Annotated in this window: 16 protein-coding genes; 9 read left to right on the forward strand and 7 right to left on the reverse strand. The window is 34.1% G+C overall.

The window, feature by feature from the left end:
- Positions 1–128: 128 nt before the first annotated feature.
- The 3 genes from ACM55G_RS08470 to ACM55G_RS08480 are packed head-to-tail and all read right to left on the reverse strand — an operon-like array spanning position 129 to position 4,756.
- Positions 129–2,132, reverse strand: coding sequence for a protein-disulfide reductase DsbD family protein (locus ACM55G_RS08470; RefSeq protein ID WP_416843474.1), 2,004 nt, complete (start codon positions 2,130–2,132; stop codon positions 129–131).
- Positions 2,132–3,442: a tRNA lysidine(34) synthetase TilS gene (gene tilS, locus ACM55G_RS08475; protein ID WP_416843475.1), complete on the reverse strand. Its 1,311-nt coding sequence runs from the start codon at positions 3,440–3,442 to the stop codon at positions 2,132–2,134. Before tilS ends, ACM55G_RS08470 begins: the two co-directional genes overlap by 1 nt.
- A 27-nt stretch (positions 3,443–3,469) precedes the next feature.
- The gene (locus ACM55G_RS08480; protein ID WP_416843476.1) at positions 3,470–4,756 is read right to left on the reverse strand and encodes an anthranilate synthase component I family protein; all 1,287 of its coding nucleotides are present in this window, start codon (positions 4,754–4,756) and stop codon (positions 3,470–3,472) included.
- A 591-nt stretch (positions 4,757–5,347) separates the two neighbouring features.
- Here ACM55G_RS08480 and ACM55G_RS08485 point away from each other — a divergent pair.
- Complete coding sequence (locus ACM55G_RS08485) at positions 5,348–5,725, forward strand: DoxX family membrane protein (RefSeq protein WP_416843477.1); 378 nt, start codon at positions 5,348–5,350, stop codon at positions 5,723–5,725.
- A gap of 62 nt (positions 5,726–5,787) precedes the next feature.
- On the opposite strand, the gene lpdA is transcribed toward ACM55G_RS08485, so the two are convergent.
- On the reverse strand, positions 5,788–7,191 hold the full coding sequence (gene lpdA / locus ACM55G_RS08490; RefSeq protein WP_416843478.1) for a dihydrolipoyl dehydrogenase: 1,404 nt from the start codon (positions 7,189–7,191) through the stop codon (positions 5,788–5,790).
- Between the two features lie 149 nt (positions 7,192–7,340).
- Positions 7,341–7,799 (reverse strand): Lrp/AsnC family transcriptional regulator, encoded by a 459-nt coding sequence (locus tag ACM55G_RS08495; protein ID WP_416843479.1) that lies wholly within the window; start codon positions 7,797–7,799, stop codon positions 7,341–7,343.
- A gap of 304 nt (positions 7,800–8,103) precedes the next feature.
- Between ACM55G_RS08495 and ACM55G_RS08500 the strand changes: the two genes are divergently transcribed.
- Entirely contained in the window at positions 8,104–9,330 is a 1,227-nt protein-coding gene (locus tag ACM55G_RS08500; protein WP_416843480.1) for an aminotransferase class I/II-fold pyridoxal phosphate-dependent enzyme, read from the forward strand.
- 124 nt (positions 9,331–9,454) lie between these two features.
- On the opposite strand, the gene ACM55G_RS08505 is transcribed toward ACM55G_RS08500, so the two are convergent.
- Positions 9,455–11,386, reverse strand: a complete 1,932-nt coding sequence (locus tag ACM55G_RS08505; RefSeq protein WP_416843481.1) for an amino acid permease — start codon at positions 11,384–11,386, stop codon at positions 9,455–9,457.
- A gap of 302 nt (positions 11,387–11,688) precedes the next feature.
- Entirely contained in the window at positions 11,689–14,604 is a 2,916-nt protein-coding gene (locus ACM55G_RS08510; RefSeq protein WP_416843482.1) for an FAD-binding and (Fe-S)-binding domain-containing protein, read from the reverse strand.
- A gap of 248 nt (positions 14,605–14,852) precedes the next feature.
- Between ACM55G_RS08510 and ACM55G_RS08515 the strand changes: the two genes are divergently transcribed.
- The 7 genes from ACM55G_RS08515 (at position 14,853) to tpx (ending at position 21,612) form a co-directional block, all read left to right on the forward strand.
- The gene (locus ACM55G_RS08515; protein ID WP_416843483.1) at positions 14,853–16,385 is read left to right on the forward strand and encodes a glycoside hydrolase family 10-like protein; all 1,533 of its coding nucleotides are present in this window, start codon (positions 14,853–14,855) and stop codon (positions 16,383–16,385) included.
- A gap of 19 nt (positions 16,386–16,404) precedes the next feature.
- Positions 16,405–17,688, forward strand: coding sequence for an MFS transporter (locus ACM55G_RS08520; protein ID WP_416843484.1), 1,284 nt, complete (start codon positions 16,405–16,407; stop codon positions 17,686–17,688).
- A 143-nt stretch (positions 17,689–17,831) separates the two neighbouring features.
- Entirely contained in the window at positions 17,832–19,442 is a 1,611-nt protein-coding gene (locus tag ACM55G_RS08525) for a glycoside hydrolase family 3 protein (RefSeq protein WP_416843485.1), read from the forward strand.
- Between the two features lie 141 nt (positions 19,443–19,583).
- The gene (locus ACM55G_RS08530) at positions 19,584–20,222 is read left to right on the forward strand and encodes a peroxiredoxin (protein WP_416843486.1); all 639 of its coding nucleotides are present in this window, start codon (positions 19,584–19,586) and stop codon (positions 20,220–20,222) included.
- A gap of 65 nt (positions 20,223–20,287) precedes the next feature.
- Positions 20,288–20,596: a thioredoxin family protein gene (locus ACM55G_RS08535; RefSeq protein WP_416843487.1), complete on the forward strand. Its 309-nt coding sequence runs from the start codon at positions 20,288–20,290 to the stop codon at positions 20,594–20,596.
- A gap of 70 nt (positions 20,597–20,666) precedes the next feature.
- Positions 20,667–20,924, forward strand: coding sequence for a DUF6952 family protein (locus ACM55G_RS08540; RefSeq protein ID WP_416843488.1), 258 nt, complete (start codon positions 20,667–20,669; stop codon positions 20,922–20,924).
- A gap of 190 nt (positions 20,925–21,114) precedes the next feature.
- Positions 21,115–21,612, forward strand: a complete 498-nt coding sequence (gene tpx, locus ACM55G_RS08545) for a thiol peroxidase (protein ID WP_416843490.1) — start codon at positions 21,115–21,117, stop codon at positions 21,610–21,612.
- The last annotated feature ends 10 nt before the right edge of the window (positions 21,613–21,622 follow it).

The raw sequence follows: 21,622 nt of genomic DNA on the forward strand, positions 1-21,622 counted from the left end.
AAAGCATAATTAACATGAGAACCTATAAAGCAAAAAACAGTAGCAAAAACATTTTTGCTACTGTTTAATATTTAATTTTATCTAATAATCTGTATTGTTTTTTCAGGACGGGACAAACAAAAAAAAGTTTATTTTTTGAATTTAGAGGTTCCGGTTTTTAGCCAAATCACATATTCTTCCACTCCAACATAACTTATGGTTGGAATTGTTTCATTTAAATTATTCCCTTCTAAATCTGTTAAAACATATAAGGGTTGTGTATTGGTTTTATATTTGGAAATCATAAAATCGGTCCACTTATCACCAATGGTTTCAATTTCAGCCCCGGTAGTTTTAGAAATAGTGTGTTCGTTTTTAGGCAATTCGCGCTTATCATCAACATATAAAGAAATCAAAACAACATCGTTATTCAAAATAGAAAAAACACGCGCGTCAGACCAAACATTATTTTCCATTTTTCTGCAATTCACACAAGCGTAACCTGTAAAATCTAACATAATAGGTTTGTGTATTATTCTGGCATAAGCCAAGCCTTTTTCGTAATCATCAAAAACTACTAATCCATGTGGCCCGCTTTTGGCACCTTCGGGTAAAATGGCTATTGAATTTTCAACTCCTGAACTTCCAAAACCCATTGGACTTTCGCTATATTCCATTGGTGGCGGAAAAGCATTAATCAGTTTTAAAGGCGCTCCCCAAAGTCCCGGGATTAAATAAATGGTAAACGTTAAAACCAGCAATCCCATTAACAATCTTCCTACTGAAATATGAGTCAAAGCACTATCGTGTGGCAACGTGATTTTCCCAAATAAATAAAGGGCTAATGCTCCAAAAACAGCGATCCAAATCGCCAAAAACACTTCTCTTTCCAACAAATGCAATTGTAAAACCAAATCAGCATTCGATAAAAATTTGAAAGCCAAAGCCAATTCCAGAAAACCCAAAACTACTTTTACTGTATTTAGCCATCCACCAGATCTTGGTAACGAATGTAGCCAACCTGGGAACATGGCAAACAACATAAAAGGTAAGGCCAAAGCTAATGAAAAACCTAACATTCCGATTATTGGTGCAATACCACCTTTCGAAGCAGCGTCAACCAGCAGGGTTCCTACAATAGGTCCTGTACAAGAAAAAGAGACAATCGCAAGCGCTAATGCCATAAATAATATCCCTATTATCCCACCTCTATCCGCCTGGCTGTCTACTTTATTTGCCCACGAATTAGGCAGCATAATCTCGAATGCGCCAAGAAATGAAGCCGCAAAAACAATCAATAGAATAAAGAATATTATATTAAACCAAACATTGGTAGACAAGGCATTCAGCGCATCAGCACCAAAAATCCAAGTCACTAAAAACCCCAATACTACATAAATAAATATGATAGAAATTCCATAAATAATGGCATGTCTGATTCCTTTCGCTTTTGATTTACTTTGTTTGGTAAAAAAGCTCACGGTCATAGGAATCATCGGAAAAACACAAGGCGTAAGCAAAGCGGCAAATCCCGACAAAAAAGCAATGAAGAAAATAGACCATAATCCTTTTTGAGTAGCTGGTTTAGCAACTGTAACTGCTGAATTTGCAGGACTAGCAATTGCTTCTGTTACTTCTTGTTTTGAAGGTATAGTGTCTGCTTTTAATGTTTCGCTTTTAATGATGTTGGCATCGGCCTTTGAAATTGTAGGAATTGCAAAAGTGAATTTTTTCTCTAAATTAATGCAGGCATCTTTACAAACCTGATAATTTAAATCGACTTCTACTTTTAGAATCTTTGGATTTGTTAGTATAATCTCTTGCTGAATTTGGGCTTTCTTTTCAAAAAAAGTCTCGTTCACTCCAAAAACATCATTGAAAGCTGTAGTTGTTTTACTTTCTTTGGCTTTGCCAACTAAGGTGAAATTTCCTTTTTGATTTTTAAAAATAACCTCTAATGGCAATGGTCCTCCATCCGGTGTAAACTGGGAATACATATGCCAGTCTTTTTCAATAACGGCATTAAAAGTTAACAAATAAGTATTCTCTGATTTTTTTTCAATTTTTGTTGTCCATTTTGCAGGATCAAGAATTTGTGCATTTCCTTTGGCGAAAGCAAAAAAAGCAAAAAGTATAAATAGTAATTTCCTCATTATTCTATATCTATTTTAAGTATATTTTGTGTGTTGTTTTCTATTCTATAACGGTTATCTTGACGAATCCCAACAATCCAAACAATTTCATTTTTGGAGCATAAAAGCCAAGTGTTTTCTTTGTCAATCAATGATAATTTCTCGTCTTTAAATAATTTACTCACTTTCTTAGATTTGCCGTCCATCCCAAAAGGTTGAAAAACATCTCCTTCATGCCAATGGCGTAAAACTAAGGGAAATTGTAATTTATTGGCGTCAACAAAGATAGTTTTATTTGAAACGATACTCATCTCGGATACTTTGCAAAACGAAAGATTTATGGGAATCTTAACTTCTTCCTGATTTTCTTGAATTAAAAACTCTTTCTTTTCATTTACGAAATTTATTGGACTTAGGATTAAAGAATCTCTGTCTTTCAACAATCGAAACTCAGGTGAATAAATCTGCTTACCTGATTGACTTTCGACCAAATCATAAATATCATCCCAAGCCGAAAATTCAAATTCTTTCAACCATTGGTACAAATACGATTTGTAATTGGGCAATTTTTTCAATTGATTCAAATCAAAAAATATGTTTTCCTCTTCTTGCTTTGCCACTTGTTGATACACAATAATTGATGCATCCTCAACCATAGCTTGCGCTTCCTGCAAATATGTTTCTGTTTTATGAAAAGAGGAAAGAAAATTTGGATTTAATTCTTTTAACATCGGAACTACATGATGGCGAATTTTATTTCGAAGGTATTTATCCGATGCATTACTGCTGTCTTCTCGCCATTGAATCGCATTTACTTTTGCATATACTTCAATTTCTTGTCTAGAAAACAATAAAAATGGCCGAATCACATTTTCATTTTGTTCCGGAATTCCAGTTAAACCTTCTAATCCTGTTCCTCTGGTAAGATTGATGAGAAAAGTTTCTATATTGTCATCAGCATGATGTGCGGTAAGAATATAGTCAAATTTTTCGGTTTCTAATAATTCATAAAACCAGTTGTAACGCAACTCGCGAGCGGCTACTTGAGTTGAAATTTTATAATCTTCCGCAAAGGATTTGGTATCAAATTGTGTTATGAATACCTTTACATCATTTGCGACAGCATATTCCTGAACAAAATCTTGATCCCCGAAACTTTCCATTCCGCGAAGTTGAAAATTGCAATGTGCGATTCCAATCTTATAGTCTAATTGCTGAAATAAATGCACCATAACCATACTGTCAATACCGCCACTTGTGGCAAGAAGCAGTTTTTTTCCATTCAAAAATTGAAAATTGTGAAGAAGATGGTTTTGGAATTTCTGTAGCATATTCAAAAGTAATTAATTCATTTTGATTTAGCTTAAAACTTCTCGCATAGCTTTGGCTTTAAGCAAACATTCCTCATACTCCTTTTCAGGAATTGATTGCGAAGTGATGGCACTTCCCACTGAAAAAGAAACATATTTTTTCTCCTGATTGTACAAAATACTTCGGATTACAACATTGAAATCAAAATCACCACTTGGCGTAAAATATCCTACTGCCCCACTGTACAAACCCCGTTTTGTTTCTTCAAGGTTTTCGATAATTTTCATTGCCGAAATTTTTGGAGCTCCGGTCATACTTCCCATCGGAAAAGTGGTTTTTATAGCATCAACCGCTTTGTATTGAAGATCTAATTTTGAAGTAACCGTAGAAATCATTTGGTGCACCTGTATAAAAGAATAAATTTTACATAATTCTGTTACTGCCACAGAACCTTTTTGTGCGGTATGCGACAAATCATTGCGGACCAAATCCGTAATCATAATATTTTCGGAACGCTCTTTTGGGTCCAAAGCCAATTGTGTTCTCGATTTTTCATCTTCCATTGGATCTGAGAATCGTCTCGCAGTTCCTTTAATTGGTTGCGAAATAATCAATTCCCCTTCCTTTTTCAAATAGCGTTCTGGAGAAGCTGAAAGTAAAAAATGTTTATTATTCTTAAAAAAAACGGCAAATGGCGGAAGAGAAATTTCGTTCAACTTTACAAACTTTTCAATAGGCTCAATCGTTGCATTTTCTGCAAAAAACTCCATGCAAAAATTCGCTTCGTAAATATCCCCGTGATGAATGTGTTCTAATATTTTGGATGCTTTTTCAAGATAATTCTCTTTTGAAATCCGTTGTTGAATTGTTATTTGTGAGTTTTGAACACTAGATGTTGAATACTGAACACTAATTTCCTCAAAGTCTCCCTCCGCTTCATCTTCGCATACATTGAGATATTGAATTTCGAGTTCATTTCCTTTCAATAAAAATAATTTCTTAGGTTGAAAGAAAAACAAATCCGGAAAACCCAATCCATCAAAATTATTGGATTGCAAGTGCTCCACATCATTTTTTAAATCATACGATAAATAACCAAAAAGCCAGTCCTTGGTAATTTGCTGGTATTGTTTTAAATCCTCGAAAGCATTATTATAATCCGTTTTTATGGAAGTAAAAGCATCTACTGCAAGCAGACAGTCATAACTAGAATATTCCTGTGGATAATGATTACTATCCATGAAAATTACTTCGCGGAATTGTTGCGACCAAAATAAAAGTTGTTGTTTAAAGGCTGCAGGATCGGATATTTGCTTATAAATTGAAATTCTCAAAAACGATTTATTTTAAGATTCAAAATTACAATAAAAAAATTCCAACTAAGAGTAGTAACGAAAAATTAATGAAACGATTTTAATCAATATTTAAAATCAATTCGCTATTCGCTAAAGTGATCGTTTTTATCTTTAATCTTGGGCAATCATCCTATTTGGAACTGGTGGTTTTGTTGTTTATAAGAAATATTTGCATAAATAAAATTAAAACTGTTAAAAATCAATCGTTTTCGTTTTAAAAAATTAATTATCTTTATATCATAAAAATGAAATCAGAGTGATCTCGATTCGAAAATACTTGTAAAATTAGGGCCGTAACAAAACCTGAAATTGGTTTTAAATTCAATCTAAAATTCACAGTTAAGAATCCAAGAACTGATTGGTGGTGATGTTAAAAGTAAAGAAAAAAGGAGATGAAATGATTAAAAATGCAATTGATACTGGCGGTTTCTATTTATAAAACGACAAGATCATGGATGGATTTACGGACTTAGCTGATTTAGACGAGCACCAATGGAAAATATTGTATATGAATAAAATGCTATGCGATAATAGTATATTTTAAATGTGTAACCTATAAAACCAAATATCATGAAAATTGCAATCATCATTATTCGATCTTTACTTGGACTCCTTTTTCTTTATACTTCAATTAGTTTTTTTTTACACCTGTCGCCTGAGGCTGAAACAACTGGGAACTTCAAAGCATTTAATGTCGGTTTAATGGCATCCACTTATTTGATACCTTTAGCAAAATCCTTAGAATTTCTCTGTGGAATTTCATTTATTACTGGTCGCTATGTAACTTTGGCTAATCTCATTATTTTACCCGTTACTTTAAATATATTATTGATCAATTTTTTCTTAAGTCCACAAAACTTACCAATTGCATTATTTGTATTTTTTGGAAATATCTTTTTAATTTTTAGCCATTGGGAAAATTATAAAAGTGTATTTGTAGCTAAATAATAAAAATATAAAAAAGAAACCCGCTTAGATAGCGGGTTTCTTATTTTATATATAGTCTTTAATTATACATGTAAAGCTCTATTATCAGTAGCAGCTAATGCAGCTTCTTTTATTGCTTCTGCAAATGTTGGGTGCGCGTGAGACATTCTTGAAATATCTTCGGCAGAGGCTTTGAATTCCATTGCCGTAACCGCTTCAGCAATTAAATCCGCACAACGGGCTCCAATCATATGAACTCCAAGAACTTCATCTGTTTTTGCATCAGCAAGAATTTTCACAAATCCGTCTAAATCACCTCCAGCACGAGCACGTCCTAAAGCTTTAAAAGGGAAACTTCCTGATTTGAAATCTACTCCAGCAGCTTTCAATTGCTCCTCAGTTTGCCCTACAGCAGCCACTTCTGGCCAAGTGTAAACAACACCCGGAATTAAGTTGTAATCAATATGTGGTTTTTGACCTGCTAATATTTCAGCAACCATTGCTCCTTCTTCTTCTGCTTTGTGCGCTAACATCGCTCCACGAACAACATCACCAATAGCATAGATATTAGGAACTGAAGTTTGTAAATGATCGTTTACTTCTACCATTCCTCTATCCGAGATTTTTACTCCTGCTTTATCCGCATTCAATCCATCAGTATAAGGACGACGTCCCACAGAAACTAATGAATAATCTCCTTCCAGCGTAATTGTTTCTCCTTTTGCATTTTCAGCTTGAACTACAACAGCTTCGCCATTTCTTTCTACTGATTTCACTTTGTGTGAAACGTAGAATTTCATGCCTTGTTTTTTTAAAACCTTAGTCAATTCTTTAGATAATGAAGCATCCATTCCTGGAATAATTCGGTCCATGAATTCTACTACAGAAACTTGCGCTCCCAATCGTAAATACACTTGACCTAATTCAATCCCAATTACGCCACCTCCAATGATAACTAAATGTTTTGGTACTTCTTTAAGTTTCAAAGCTTCTGTAGAAGTGATGATTCTTTCTTTATCGATTTTGATAAATGGCAAAGAAGATGGTTTTGAACCTGTAGCGATAATGATAGTTGTAGCTTCGATAGTTTCAGAAGTTCCATCCGCTTTTGCAACAGCAACATGAGTAGTGTCAACAAATGAACCCAAACCTTCCAGAACTGTAATTTTATTTTTATCCATTAAAAATTTCACACCACCTGAAGTCTGATCCACAACGGCTTGTTTGCGCGCTATCATTTTTTCAAGGTTCACTTTTATTTCTCCGGAAACTTCAATTCCGTGATCTGCAAAATGGGCAATTTCACTGTAATGATGAGAAGAAGCAAGTAATGCTTTTGATGGAATACAACCTACATTCAGGCAAGTTCCTCCAAGAGTGGAATATTTTTCTATAATTGCTGTTTTGAACCCCAGTTGTGCACAACGAATTGCCGATACATATCCGCCTGGCCCAGAACCTATTATGACTACGTCAAATGAACTCATAGTATATTTTTTTATTGTGTTTTATAAAATCTTGCACAAAATTAAGGAATTAAGTTTTGTTTAAAGTTTAATTTATAAGGTTTTTTGTTATGAATTTTTAGCAATTAGTGTTTACTAACCGTTGAATAACCTACACAAAAAACTGCCTACTAAATATCAACAACGGTCGTGCTTTTTACTTCACTAATCATAAACGTGCTGTGTGTGCTTCCTATATGTTGCAGTGTAGTCAGTTTTGTAACCAAAAATTCCCGATACGCTTCCATGTCTTTTACTACTATTTTCAGGATATAATCGTAATCGCCGCTCACATGATGGCACTCCATCACTTCTTTTAATTTTACGACTTCACTTTCGAATTTAGCGATAAACTCTTTGGTATGCTGAATCAATTTGAGGTGACAAAAAACAACAAAACCTCTCTCAACTTTCGATCGATTGACTAACACGACGTATTTATCAATAATCCCTTCTCTTTCTAATTTTTTAATGCGTTCGTAAACGGCAGTAACCGAAAGATTGAGTTTTAAGGAAAGTTCTTTGGTTGTTTTCTTGCTGTCGGATTGTAATAAAAAAAGCAACTTTTTATCTGTTGAATCTAATGTCATTTTATTGAAAAATTGGAATGGATAAATAATCTATAAAATTCTTATTTGAGAGGCTAATTTAGAAAAATAAATTACATTATCTATATTTAATAGTTTTAAAATCTAATATTCATTACCATGATTGATTATTAATCTAAAACACTGTTGTTTTGAATAGATTTCATCAAAGAACGAAATTCCCTAGCCCTGATAGCAGTGAAAATCCTTCTCTTTTTTTCTTTAAAAAAGAAAAGATTGAAACGAATAGCAGGAATAGCTTCGAATACTGAAATAAATTCAGCATAAAAAAGATTAAATATAAATTATGAAAAACTTCAATCCCGCAGATAACATTCAGGATTTACAGTACTTTGGTGAATTTGGCGGCGTAAACCCCTCTATTTCTGATTCCTCAACCTATACTTTTTTATCAGCAAAAACGATGTTCGATACTTTTGAAGGTAATATGGAAGGTTGTTATTTATATTCACGTCACTCTTCACCGAGCAATTTATACTTAGACAAAGCCTTGGCAGCGATGGAAGGAACAGAAACAGCGAATGTCTCCGCTTCAGGAATGGGAGCAATTACACCTACGCTAATGCAATTGTGCAGTGCAGGAGATCATATTGTTTCGAGCAGAACTATTTATGGGGGAACGTATGCTTTTTTGAAGAATTTCTCGCCGAGATTAGGCATCACAACCACTTTTGTTGACATCACGAAATTAGACGTTGTGGAAGCTGCCATTACTCCCAAAACCAAAGTCTTGTACTGCGAGACGGTCAGTAATCCTTTACTGGAAGTGGCTGATATTGCCGGATTAGCAAAAATCGCAAAAAAACACAATTTGAAGTTAGTGGTCGATAATACTTTTTCACCATTATCTGTTTCTCCTGTAAAATTAGGTGCTGATATTATCATTCACAGCTTAACGAAATACATCAACGGAAGCAGTGATACCGTGGGCGGCGTAACGTGTGCTTCACAGGAATTTATTGATAGTTTGAAAAACGTGAATAGTGGCGCCAGTATGTTACTTGGTCCGACAATGGATAGTTTACGTTCAGCCAGTGTGATGAAAAACTTGCGCACGCTACATATCCGTATGAAGCAACACAGTTATAATGCAATGTATCTGGCGGAACGTTTTGAAAAAGACGGATTAAAAACGGTTTATCCGGGATTAAAAAGTCACCCAAGCCATGAATTGTATGCTTCGATGATTAATCCGGAATATGGCTTTGGCGGAATGATGACATTGGATGTTGGAACTTTGGCGAAAGCCAACGAACTAATGGAATTGATGCAGGCAAAAAACCTAGGGTATCTTGCAGTGAGTTTAGGATTTTATAAAACCTTATTTAGCGCACCGGGGACTTCTACTTCAAGCGAAATCCCTATGGATGAACAAATAGAAATGGGATTGACTGATGGTCTAATCCGATTTTCTATAGGTTTAGACAACAATATAGAAAGAACGTATCAGATCATGAAAAAATGCATGATGGAATTGAATGTACTAACGTCAGAATCCGTTTTGATGGAATAGTTTTTTTTTAGTTTTTGTAGTTTGTTGAATCCGTTTGAAAGTATATTTCGAACGGATTTTTTTTGCTCTAAACCAAAAAAACCGTCTTGATTGCACAAGACGGTTTCCTATATAAATATTAAATTTAAACCTCTTTCAAATTCAACTTACTGTTGTTACGGCTGAACCCAAAATAAATCGTCAAACCGATAAGCAGCCAAATAGTAAAATAAATCCAGTTCCAAACACTTAGTTCTGCCATCATGTACAAGCAACAAATCAAACCCAATAATGGAATCAGTGATAAATTTTCCTTGAATGACCAAACCGATAATCCAGCCAAAACAAGCAGAAAAATCCACATTGGGATTTTGTGTTTGAATAAACTAAAACCACTTTCATATTTAATAGATTCCGCTACTGGTAAATTTGCAATTACACTAGCATATTTTGCGTCATCTTGTTGGTATTGACTTAGTAAAAATTCTAAATCCGGAGTACCTGTTGTAGCATTTTTAGCATCAACACTTACTAAATACTCATATACTTTTTGAGTTTCTTCTTTATTTAATGAGGTTACAATAGCCTCCGAGCTATTGATTTGAGTTTCATTAGTAATGAAATTCATTGTATTTTTTTTATTATAACCAAACGCAAAGACCAACCCAATACAAATTAAAACAGGCATGATAAATTTTGAATTCATGTAAGGCGTTTTGAATTTTCCACGAGGAATATCGGTTCTATTTTGCAAAGCCAAAACTCCGGCGCATACCAATACAAAGGCAAATAAAGTCCCTATACTGCACAAATCCGTAACCATGGTTAAATTCAAAAATAAAGCAGGTATTGCTACTACAAAACCGGTAACGATTGTAGCATAAGAAGGTGTTTTAAATTTAGGATGAACTTTAGAAAATCGTTTGGGTAATAATCCATCCCGACTCATACTCATCCAGATTCGCGGTTGCCCCATTTGGAACACCAATAAAACACTAGCCATCGCAATTACTGCACTCACGGCAATAATTCCCGACATCCATTTTAAATGTAGTTTATCAAATACAAATGCTAATGGATCTCCTACATTCAATTCATTGTAGCTTACCATTCCTGTTAAAACCAATGCGATTGCAATATATAAAATAGTACAAATAATAATGGCCCACATCATTCCTTTTGGCAAATCACGTTGTGGATCTTTACATTCTTCGGCAGTTGTAGAAATTGCATCAAACCCGATGTAAGCAAAGAACACAGCCGAAACTCCTTTTAAAACCCCTGAAACTCCATTAGGTGCAAACGGATGCCAATTATCAACATCTACATAAAAAATCCCTACAGCAATTACTAAAAGTACGATACATAATTTAACAACAACCATTATATTGCTGGCATTACGAGACTCTTTCATACCACGATAAACCAAAGCTGTAATTAAAACAATAATTAATAAAGCTGGTAAATCAGCCACAAAGTGAAAGGAACCAATAACCGGTGAAGTGGTCCATGCTGTATATGCCGCTTGTGTTGCTAAACTTAAATTTTCAAATGTTTTGCCACTTTGCATCAAAGCAGTTGCATCTTTAAAACCATTGGAAGCGGATAAATAATCCATTTGAGCATATTGTGGAAGATGAATCCCCATACTATCGAGTAATCCGGTAAAATAATCGCTCCACGATATCGCCACCGTTATATTTCCTACTGCATATTCCATTATTAATGCCCAGCCAATAATCCAAGCGATTATTTCTCCAAAAGCTACATAAGAATAGGTGTAAGCACTTCCCGAAACAGGAACCATAGAAGCAAATTCAGCATAAGCAAAGGCAGCAAAACTACACGCTATGGCTGTAAATAAGAAAAGAAAAATAACTGCAGGACCTCCATCAGCACTGGCTTTACCAATGGTACTAAAAATACCTGCTCCAACAATAGCTGCAATTCCAAATGCCGTTAAATCACGAGCCGTTAAATGCTTTCCAAGTGCATTATGACCATCCGCATTATTTTTTTCAACCTGTTTTAAAATATCTTGAACTGTCTTCTTTCTGAATAAACCCTTTAATGCCATATTGTAAATTTTATCATTAAAAATTAATTTATCGTAAATTTTACGATTTAATTCGAAAATAACGTAAATTTTATAAAAAATCAAATATTTAAAACATTTTAAATATTAGAAATTTTAAGAAAACTATTTTGTTTTTAATTTCACATCCCATTCCATATTTCATTTTTTTAACTATTATAAAATATCAAATCAATATTTAACAGCTCTATTTTTTATGAAATAATAAATATAAGACGCAGTATTTAACCTAAATTCATTTTTTACAAATATTACACATTTAATATTCCAAAACAAGCACATATCTATTTTAAATATGACTTTAAAATAGATACCGGATGGAGCGCTTTTCTATTGGTTCCATCAAAAATTTGATGACGACAACTTGTTCCTGCAGCAGCAATAGTTGTAGTGGCATCAGTAGCTCTAATTTTTGGAAACAAAGTATCTTCTCCCATTTGCATACTGATGTCGTAATGCTCTTTTTCGTATCCAAAAGAACCAGCCATACCGCAACATCCCGAATTGTAAATCGTAACCGAGCTATTTTTTGGTACATTCAACATGGCAAAAGTCGCTTCAATAGAACTCAATGACTTTTGATGGCAGTGTCCGTGAATTTTTATCGTTTTTTCCAAGTCAGAAAATTGCTCTGCATGAATTTTTCCTTTTGTAATCTCATTTTTAAAAAACTCTTCAATGGTGAATACATGTTCGGATAATTTTTCGGCATTTACTTTATCATCTGCCAATCGGATGTATTCGTCCCTGAAAGTCAATATCGCCGATGGTTCGATTCCTATCAACGGACAATCAGCAGTAATATAATTCGAAAAAATATCAATATTTATATTTGCAATTGCTTTTGCTTCTTCGAGAAAACCTTTAGAAATAAAAGCCCTACCGCTTTCTTCATGATCTACCAGAATCACTTCGTATCCTAATGCCGTCAATAACTCATACGCATCGATTCCAACTGAAACATCATAAAAATTAGTGAATTCATCACAAAACAAACATACTTTTCCATTTACAAAAGAATCACTTGGCGCCTGATTCCAATTTTTCTCATACCATTTTCTAAACGTGATTGGAGCCAAAAGCGGGACTTCTCTTTTTGGAGCAATTCCCATACTCTTTTTCACCAAAGGCAAATTCACCATAAAATTGGTAAACGATGGAGTAATACTTCCAAGGTTATTTAGCTTAGAGTTAAACGCAAATATTTTATTTCGCAATGAGAATCCGTTTGCTTTTTGGTATTGGTACAAAAACTCCGATTTTAAAGCAGCTACATCCACATTACTTGGGCATTCGCTCGCACAAGCTTTACAACTTACACACAATTCAAATACTTTATATAATTCTTCGTGATCGAACTTATTGTCTTTTTCTGAATGCGTCAAATATTCTCTCAGCGCATTGGCTCTTGCACGAGTGGTGTCTTTTTCGTTTCGCGTGGCGCGATAACTTGGACATAAAGTACCACCAGCCGATGGTAATTTCCTGCAATCGCCGGAACCGTTACATTTCTCTGCAGCACGTAAAATCCCCATACTATCCGAGAAATCCTGAATCGTTTTGATATTCGGTTCTACCCTGCCCGCTTCCACCCTAAGATTTTCGTCCATTTTGGAAGCATTAACAATTTTTCCAACATTTAAAATTGTATTCGGGTCAAAAGCTTTTTTTACCCGTTTTAATAATTCATAATTCTTGTCCCCAATCATAAAAGGCAAAAATTCTCCACGCACTATTCCGTCTCCATGTTCCCCGCTCAATGAACCTCTATATTTTTTTACCAAAATAGCCACTTCGGTCGCAATGTTTCTAAATTGGTGTAATCCTTCTTTTGTTTTTAAATTTAAAACTGGTCGCAAGTGAATTTCTCCGGCTCCGGCGTGTGCATAATAAATGGCACTTTGACCATGACGCTGCATCATCGCCGAGAATTCAGCAATATAATTTGGTAAATCACTCAACTCAACTGCGGTATCTTCAATGGAATCAGCTGCTTTATTATCCCCTACTATACTTCCTAAAAGTCCAAGACCTGCTTTTCGTAACTCATTTATTTTATCAATGTCCGAGCCATAAATTTTAGGTAAAGCATACCCGAAATTATGTAACTCAAGATCTGCTATCAAAGCATTGGCTTGTAATTCGGCATCTTCCATACTATGATGAGACGCCACTTCAAGCATGATAACTGCCTTTGGATCCCCTTGTATAAAAAATCTGTTTTTAGCTTGTTCCCTGTTCGTTTTTGTACAATCCAGAATGGTATCATCCATCAATTCACAGGTATATAAATGATGTTTCATCGCTGTAACTACAGCTTCTAAACTTTCTTGAATGGTATGAAAATGCGCTACCACCATGATATTATTTGTTGGCGGTAAATCATCTACTTTCAACGTGATTTCGGTGGTAAATGCTAAAGTCCCTTCGCTTCCGCAAAGGAGTTTTCCTAAGTTTATCGTTTTTTCTGTTCCTGAAAACAATTCTGATTTTAATAATAAATCTATCGCATAACCCGTATTTCGCCTGTGAATTTCGGGTTTTGGAAACTCCTTTACAATTTCTTTTTGGTTTTCTGTATTCGAAAGTTCCTCGTAAATAGTATTGTAAATGGTATTTTCAAGTGAATCTCCTTTTGTCTTTTCAATAAATTCTTCCGAAGTCATATCTTTGAATACTGTTTGACTTCCATCACTCAAAATAGCTTTCAATTCCACTATTTTGTCGCGAGTTACGCCATAACGTATCGACGTGGTTCCTGACGAATTATTACCCACCATTCCTCCTATCATACATCGACTTGAAGTGGAAGTATTGGGTCCAAAAAATAATCCATGTGGTTGCAAGAATAAATTCAGTTCATCCCGAATCACTCCTGGTTGTACCGTAACCGTTTTTTTAATGGGATCAAAAGCAACAATCTTGGTGAAATGTTTCGAAACATCAACAATAATACCGCTACCTACCGTTTGCCCAGCCAAAGAAGTTCCGGCAGTTCGAGGAGTTATTGAAATCTTATTTTTTGCTGCAAAGCGAATAATTTTGACAATATCTTCTTCTGATTTTGGAATAGCCACAGCAAGTGGCATAATTCTATAAGCAGAGGCGTCAGTAGCGTAAATCGTTTTATGAAGATCATCAAATAAAAGTGTTCCTTCTAATGATAGAGATAATTGTTCTAATTCAAGTGAGGTTAACATGGCTTATACATTATTTTATATAAAACTGACAATACAGTATTATTTGACAAATATAAATATATAGCCGATTATAAATTAAAAAATCAAATAAGAAAAAGTCAAAAAGTTTTTAATATTTGTTAGAAAATTCAATTTAAAAAAATTTTGGCAAAGAAATTGCGTTAGTAAAATATGTCGAATTTTATATCCTTTTATCGGGTAAATTTCACTAAAAAAACTATTTTTGAATACTTTATAAATAAGACCTAATGAAAAAATGCAAGCTTGTCCTAGTACTTATTTTGTTCTTTTTAATTTCTTCTTGGAATGGGAACGCACAAATGATGGCCACAAACCCTAAAAATGAATTTAGAGCCGTTTGGATAGCCACAGTTGTTAATATTGACTGGCCAAAAAGTAGTACCGATAATGTAAATAAACAAAAATCCGATTTTATTGAAATTTTAGACGCTTATAAAAAATTAAATTATAACGCCGTAATTGTACAAATTCGAAGTGTTGGTGATGCCTTTTACCCCACAGAATTAGCACCGTGGTCTCGCTTTTTGACCGGAAAAGAAGGGCAAACGCCTAAACCTTATTTTGACACATTGGCATGGATGATAGAAGAAACGCATGCTAGAGGGTTTGAATTTCACGCTTGGTTAAATCCATATCGCGCCACAATGGACCTGAACACGGCTATTTTAAGTCCAAAACATGACTTTTACCAACATCCGGAATGGATGATTAAATATGGTGGGAAATACTATTACAATCCAGCGCTACCGGAAGTACAAGCTCATTTAATAGATATTGTGGACGAGGTGGTTAAAAATTATGATATTGATGCTATTCATTTTGATGATTATTTTTATCCTTATAGAGTAAAAGGCGAAGTTTTTAATGACACTGCTTCCTACCAAAAATATGGAAATGGATTAAGTGTAGAAAACTGGAGACGATCTAATGTAAATACCTTGGTAAAAAATATTTCAATTTCGATAAAAAACATAAAACCATGGGTACAATTTGGAATCAGCCCGTTTGGAGTTTGGAGAAACAAATCAGTAGATCCAAAAGGTTCTGAGACAGAAGCTGGTCAAACTAATTATGATGATTTATATGCTGATCCAATAGCATGGATGCAAAATAAATGGATTGATTACCTCGTTCCACAATTGTACTGGAGTATGGATCATCCTAAAGCTTCCTATTCAAAATTACTGCGTTGGTGGTCGGAAAACTCAACTAATACAGCTATTTACATAGGGAATGGAACGTATAAAATCAATGCAGATTCCGATAAAAAATGGAGCAATCCTAATGAAATTCCTAATCAAATTGATATTACCAGAACCTACAAAAACATTCAAGGAAATGCTTTTTTTAGTGCCAAATCATTTTTGAACAAAAATCAAAACGTTGCGCAACTATTGATAGAAAACCAGTACAAATATCCTGCACTACCTAATGTGGTTCCAAATTCTATTAAAAAAATGGCTATTGTACCCACAGCGAATAATGTTTTAGTAAATCCTATTTCTTCCAGCTTTAATGTCAAATATCCATTGTACAGTAAAGTACGTTATGTTATGGTTTATGGCGCTAAATTTAATTCGAAAATTGACATCAACGATCCAAGTCAAATTATTGATAAAGTAGCATTTAAAGAGAATATTGATACTGTTGAAGTTGTGATTCCAACCTACAAATTAGATAAAAATACAACCTGCGCCATTACATTCATCGATTTTTATGGTAATGAAAGTCAACCAACTTTAGTTAATTTCACACTATAAAATTTGAATTGAATATAATATGCAACAAACAAAAACAGACACCAAACCTTGGTTTTGGATTCCATTATTAAATTTTGCGTCAGGATTTCCGTATGCCATCATCATCTCCGTATCGGTCATTATGTACAAGAGTTTAGGCATCAACAATGAAGACATTGGAGTTTACACCAGTTTATTGTACTTGCCTTGGGTAATTAAACCACTATGGAGCCCTTTTATAGATTTATATGCAACCAAAAGAAAGTGGTTTCTGGCGATGCAATTGGTTATTGCAATAGCCTTTTTGATTGTGGGATTAACCATCCCTATGAGTAATTTTTTTGTTTTGAGTCTGGCTATTTTTTGGGTTGCGGCATTTGCATCAGCTTCAAATGACGTTGCAAGCGATGGATTTTACATGTTGGCTTTAGCCAAGGAACAACAATCATTTTTCTTAGGAATCCGAAGCACTTTTTACAGACTCTCCATGCTTACCGCCAATGGATTAATCGTAATACTAGGTGGTTTTCTGGAGCAAAAATATGGAGACAAAAGCAAAGCTTGGTCCTATACTATGATAATTGTGGCCTTGGTTATGACTTTTTTAACTATCTATAACTTTTTTACCACTCCAAAAGTAGAAGAAACTAAAACTAAAACTGAAACTGAAACTGAAAACAAACAGAGTTTCGGAGTAGTCTTTAAAACCTTTTTTCAAAAAAAACAAATTGGAATTGTATTAGCCTTTATATTACTTTTCAGATTAGGAGAATCGCAATTATTAAAAATGTTGACCCCATTTTTAATAGATGAAAAAATCAAAGGCGGTATGGAATTAACCACTGAAGATGTCGGAATTATTTATGGCACCTTTGGAGTAACAGCACTTGTAATCGGAGGAATTCTTGGCGGAATAGCCATTTCAAAAGGAGGACTCGGCAAATGGATGTTACCTATGTTTTTAGCTATGCACTTGCCTATCATAGGATTCATTTTGCTTTCCCACTTTCATCCTGAGTCAATTTTTTATGTTTATGCGACTGTGATTGCAGAACAATTTGGATATGGTTTTGGTTTTGCTGCTTTCATGATGTATTTAATTTACGTTGCCGATGGCGCATCAAAAACATCCCACTACTCCATCGCAACAGGATTTATGGCTTTGGGAATGATGCTTCCAGGAATGTTGAGCGGATTTATTCAGGAATATTTGGGTTATGGCAATTTCTTTATTTGGGTATTTTTAGCGACAATACCAGGATTAATCCTTTCCAGATTTTTAATTTTTCCTGGCGATTTTGGAAAGAAATCAACGCAAGAATAAAAACATATCATTTTCATTAACATATAAGGCATATACGTGAATACATAAACTATTTAAAGTAATTATTTTAACCAACCAATAAAATCTGTACAATAATTTACATGCCTTAAATGGTTAAAAACTACTCTTATCACTATTTCAAAATGACATTAGAACAAAAAATAGGACAATTTTTCTTTCCTGCCGTTTTCATCAATGATACCGAAGAAAACATACAGGCAACTGAACGATTAATTAAAGAATATAATATAGGTGGACTGACTTTTTTTCATAGTAGAGCCAGCGCCGCAACCAATTATGAAACCAAGAAAAAAATAGTATTAAATGACGATAGCTTTCAGCGTTTGAAGGAACTTATCGTAAGGTATCAAAACTGTGCGACGACTCCATTATTGATGAGTATTGATGCCGAATGGGGATTGGCCATGCGCGTCGAAAAAACACCACAATATCCTTATGCCATTACCCTTGGCGCTTTACCGAACAGTGAAAAAAAATTGGTTTACGAAATTGGGAAACAAATAGGTCTAGACTTAAAATCGGTTGGAATCCATTATAATTTAGCACCCTTGGCGGATATCAATAACAACCCAAATAATCCCGTAATTGGGTATCGTTCCTTTGGTGAGAATAAAGAAAAAGTAGCTGATTTTGCCCTCGAATATTTGAAAGGAATGAATGATGCCGGTGTATTAGGCTGTCTCAAACATTTCCCAGGACACGGAAATACTAATGTTGATTCCCATTTAGGACTACCCGTTTTAGAAGAAACGCTGGAAGAATTATTAGCCAATGAATTCGTTCCTTTTATAAAAGGTATCGGAAATAATGTCGATTCCATTATGATTGGCCATTTAGCTGTTCCCGTTTTGAACGACGGAAATGATACATCAGCAACGTTATCAAAATCCGTAATTGAAACGCTTTTGCGAAAGCAATTGGGATATGATGGTTTGGTGATTTCGGATGCATTGAATATGCATAGTGTTTCCAAATTATACAAGAAAAAAGGGCAACTGGAATGGGAAGCTTTTAATGCCGGAAATGATGTTTTGTGTTTTGCCGAAAATGTGCCGGAAGGAATTCAAGAAATTCTCCAAAATGCCACACCGGAAAGAATTGAAGCCAGTTTTAATCGATTGTGGAAATGCAAAAATAAAGCAGGAATTCTAGACGGAAAACTTCGTTTACCAAACCTTGCGGAAAGTGATTTTGATTTTGAAACTACCTCCGTTTTAAATAGAAAAGTTGCTCGAAACTGTATTACAAAAATAAAAGACAATCACAATACAGTAACCGTTTTTGATGCTAAAAACAGAGAAGATCTTGCCAAACTCAGCTTTTATAAAAACACCGATAATGTATTTTTCAAGAACCTATCTGCCGCTTTACCTTCACCTGAATTTAGTTATGAAACTGGCGATGATTCTGTTCTAAATGAATTAGAAAATACATTAACTCGTTTTGACACTCTTATTATTTCATTGTTTGTCCCAAAGGCTAAACCTTTACATAATTTTGATATGGACGATTCAGTACTTCGGTTTTTGGGTACTTTATTACAAAACAAAAAATGTGTTTTGTATGTTTTTGGAAATCCGTATGCCCTTCAAGTCATACCAAATTTAAAAAATGCTTTAGGAATCGTTCAAATGTATCAGGATTTTAAAGAATTTCAAGAAACCGCAGCGGAACAACTTTTAGAGAACACCGCTTGCAAAGGAACTCTACCTGTGGCGGTTAGTGGATTATAATTAACTGCTATTTCATTTTAAAAAATCTTGATAAGAAATAACTATTTATAAATCACTATTTATAATCAACTGTTATTGCATTTAACCTTTTGTTTAGACTACTTTTGCACCGTCAAAAAAAATTAATTAAAAAGTAAATAAATGTCATTAGTAGGAAAAAAATTCCCAAGCATTGCAGTAGATGCTATCTCAGAAATGGGTGATAATTTAAAAATCAATATATTCGAAGAAGCTACAAAAAACAACAAAAAAGTGATTTTGTTTTGGTACCCTAAAGATTTCACATTTGTATGTCCAACTGAATTACATGCTTTTCAAGCAGCCTTACCAGAATTCGAAATAAGAAATACAATTGTTATAGGAGCTTCTTGTGATACAAATGAAGTTCATTTTGCTTGGTTAAACACTCCAAAAAACAATGGTGGAATCGAAGGAGTTACCTATCCAATTCTTGCTGATACTAACAGAAACTTATCAAACATTCTAGGAATTCTTGACATTGAAGAAACGGGTTACAGTGAAGAAACCGATTCTATTATTATCGAAGGATCTAATGTCACTTATAGAGCAACTTACCTTATTGACGAAACTGGAAAAATTTTCCACGAAAGTGTAAACGACATGCCATTAGGTCGTAACGTAAATGAATATTTACGTATGGTTGATGCATACACACACATTCAAGAGAAAGGTGAAGTTTGTCCTGCAAACTGGGAATCTGGAAAAGAAGCAATGAGTGCTGACAGAAAAAGTACTGCAGAATACTTATCTCTAAACTAATAAAACAAATTCAATGGCAATTTCAATATTTTTTTAATTGCCATTAAATTTTAAAAATAAAAATTATGTTAATCGAATTAAACGAAGATACATTAGCAGATTTAATTTCAAAAAATGAAAAAGTTGTAGTTCAATTTTCGGCTTCATGGTGTGGAAATTGTCGTATTATGAAACCAAAATTCAAAAAATTGGCTTCAGAAAACGAAACAATTACTTTTGCTCTTGTCGATGCTGAAAATTTTCCAGAATCAAGAAAACTAGCTAATGTAAGTAATTTACCCACTTTTGCCACTTTTGTAAATGGGAAATTAGTAAACGAAACACAAACTAATAAACAAGAAGTATTAATAGAATTGGTGAACGAGATAGTTTAAAAGTTATGTTGGTTAGTCGTTAAAAAACGTTTGACCACAAATGAACAAATCAACGCATAAACAAATAAAGATGAAATTACCGGTAATCAAGCATTTAACGCAGTTTATAGAAGAAAATGATGAAGATTATATCATAGAAACAATTGAAGTTTTGGAAGCAATGACAGAAATTACTTCATTGAAAGATGAAGAGTTAGATGTAATTGGTGAATTGATTTCAAATATGTATGGCGCTTTAGAAGTGAACAAACTGGTAAAAACTGGAAGTGATAAAAAAGAAGCTTTAAACAGTTTCATGAAACGTGTTCTGGGTTCTATCGATAAATAAAAAAGAATTTTTTAATTCAATTGTTCTAAAACGCACTCTGCAATGAGTGCGTTTTTTTATTTAACAATCCAAAACCACATTGGAATCTTCCGGTTGATAATTTGAGCCAAAATGGTAAACTTATCCCGACATTTGAGGACAAATTCTTAAATAATTTTCATACTTTTGAACCTCATTAAAAACAAACATTATGTCTTCAATAACATTAGGGGGAAATCCAGTACAGACTTCAGGAGAATTACCAAAAGTAGGAACAAAAATTGCTGATTTTAAATTAGTTAAAACTGATCTTTCATACACTTCACTTGCAGACTTTGCAGGAAAAAAATTAGTATTGAATATTTTCCCAAGTGTTGACACAGGAACTTGTGCTGCTTCAGTTCGAAAATTTAACGAAAGTGCCAGTACTTTAGAAAACACTACTGTTTTGTGTATTTCAAGAGATTTACCATTTGCCCAAAAACGTTTTTGTGGTGCAGAAGGTCTCGATAATGTCGTTAATTTATCTGATTTTTCAGAAGGAAGTTTTGGCAAAACGAATGGTTTAGAAATTACCGACGGACCTTTGGCTGGATTGCATTCAAGAGTTATTATTGTTGTTGATGAAAACGGAACAATTACACATACGGAACAAGTTGCAGAAATTGCAGATGAACCAAACTATGAAGCTGCATTAGCAGTACTTTAAAAGCAGCCGA

This window comes from Flavobacterium algoriphilum (assembly GCF_048158655.1).
Lineage (GTDB): Bacteria > Bacteroidota > Bacteroidia > Flavobacteriales > Flavobacteriaceae > Flavobacterium > Flavobacterium algoriphilum.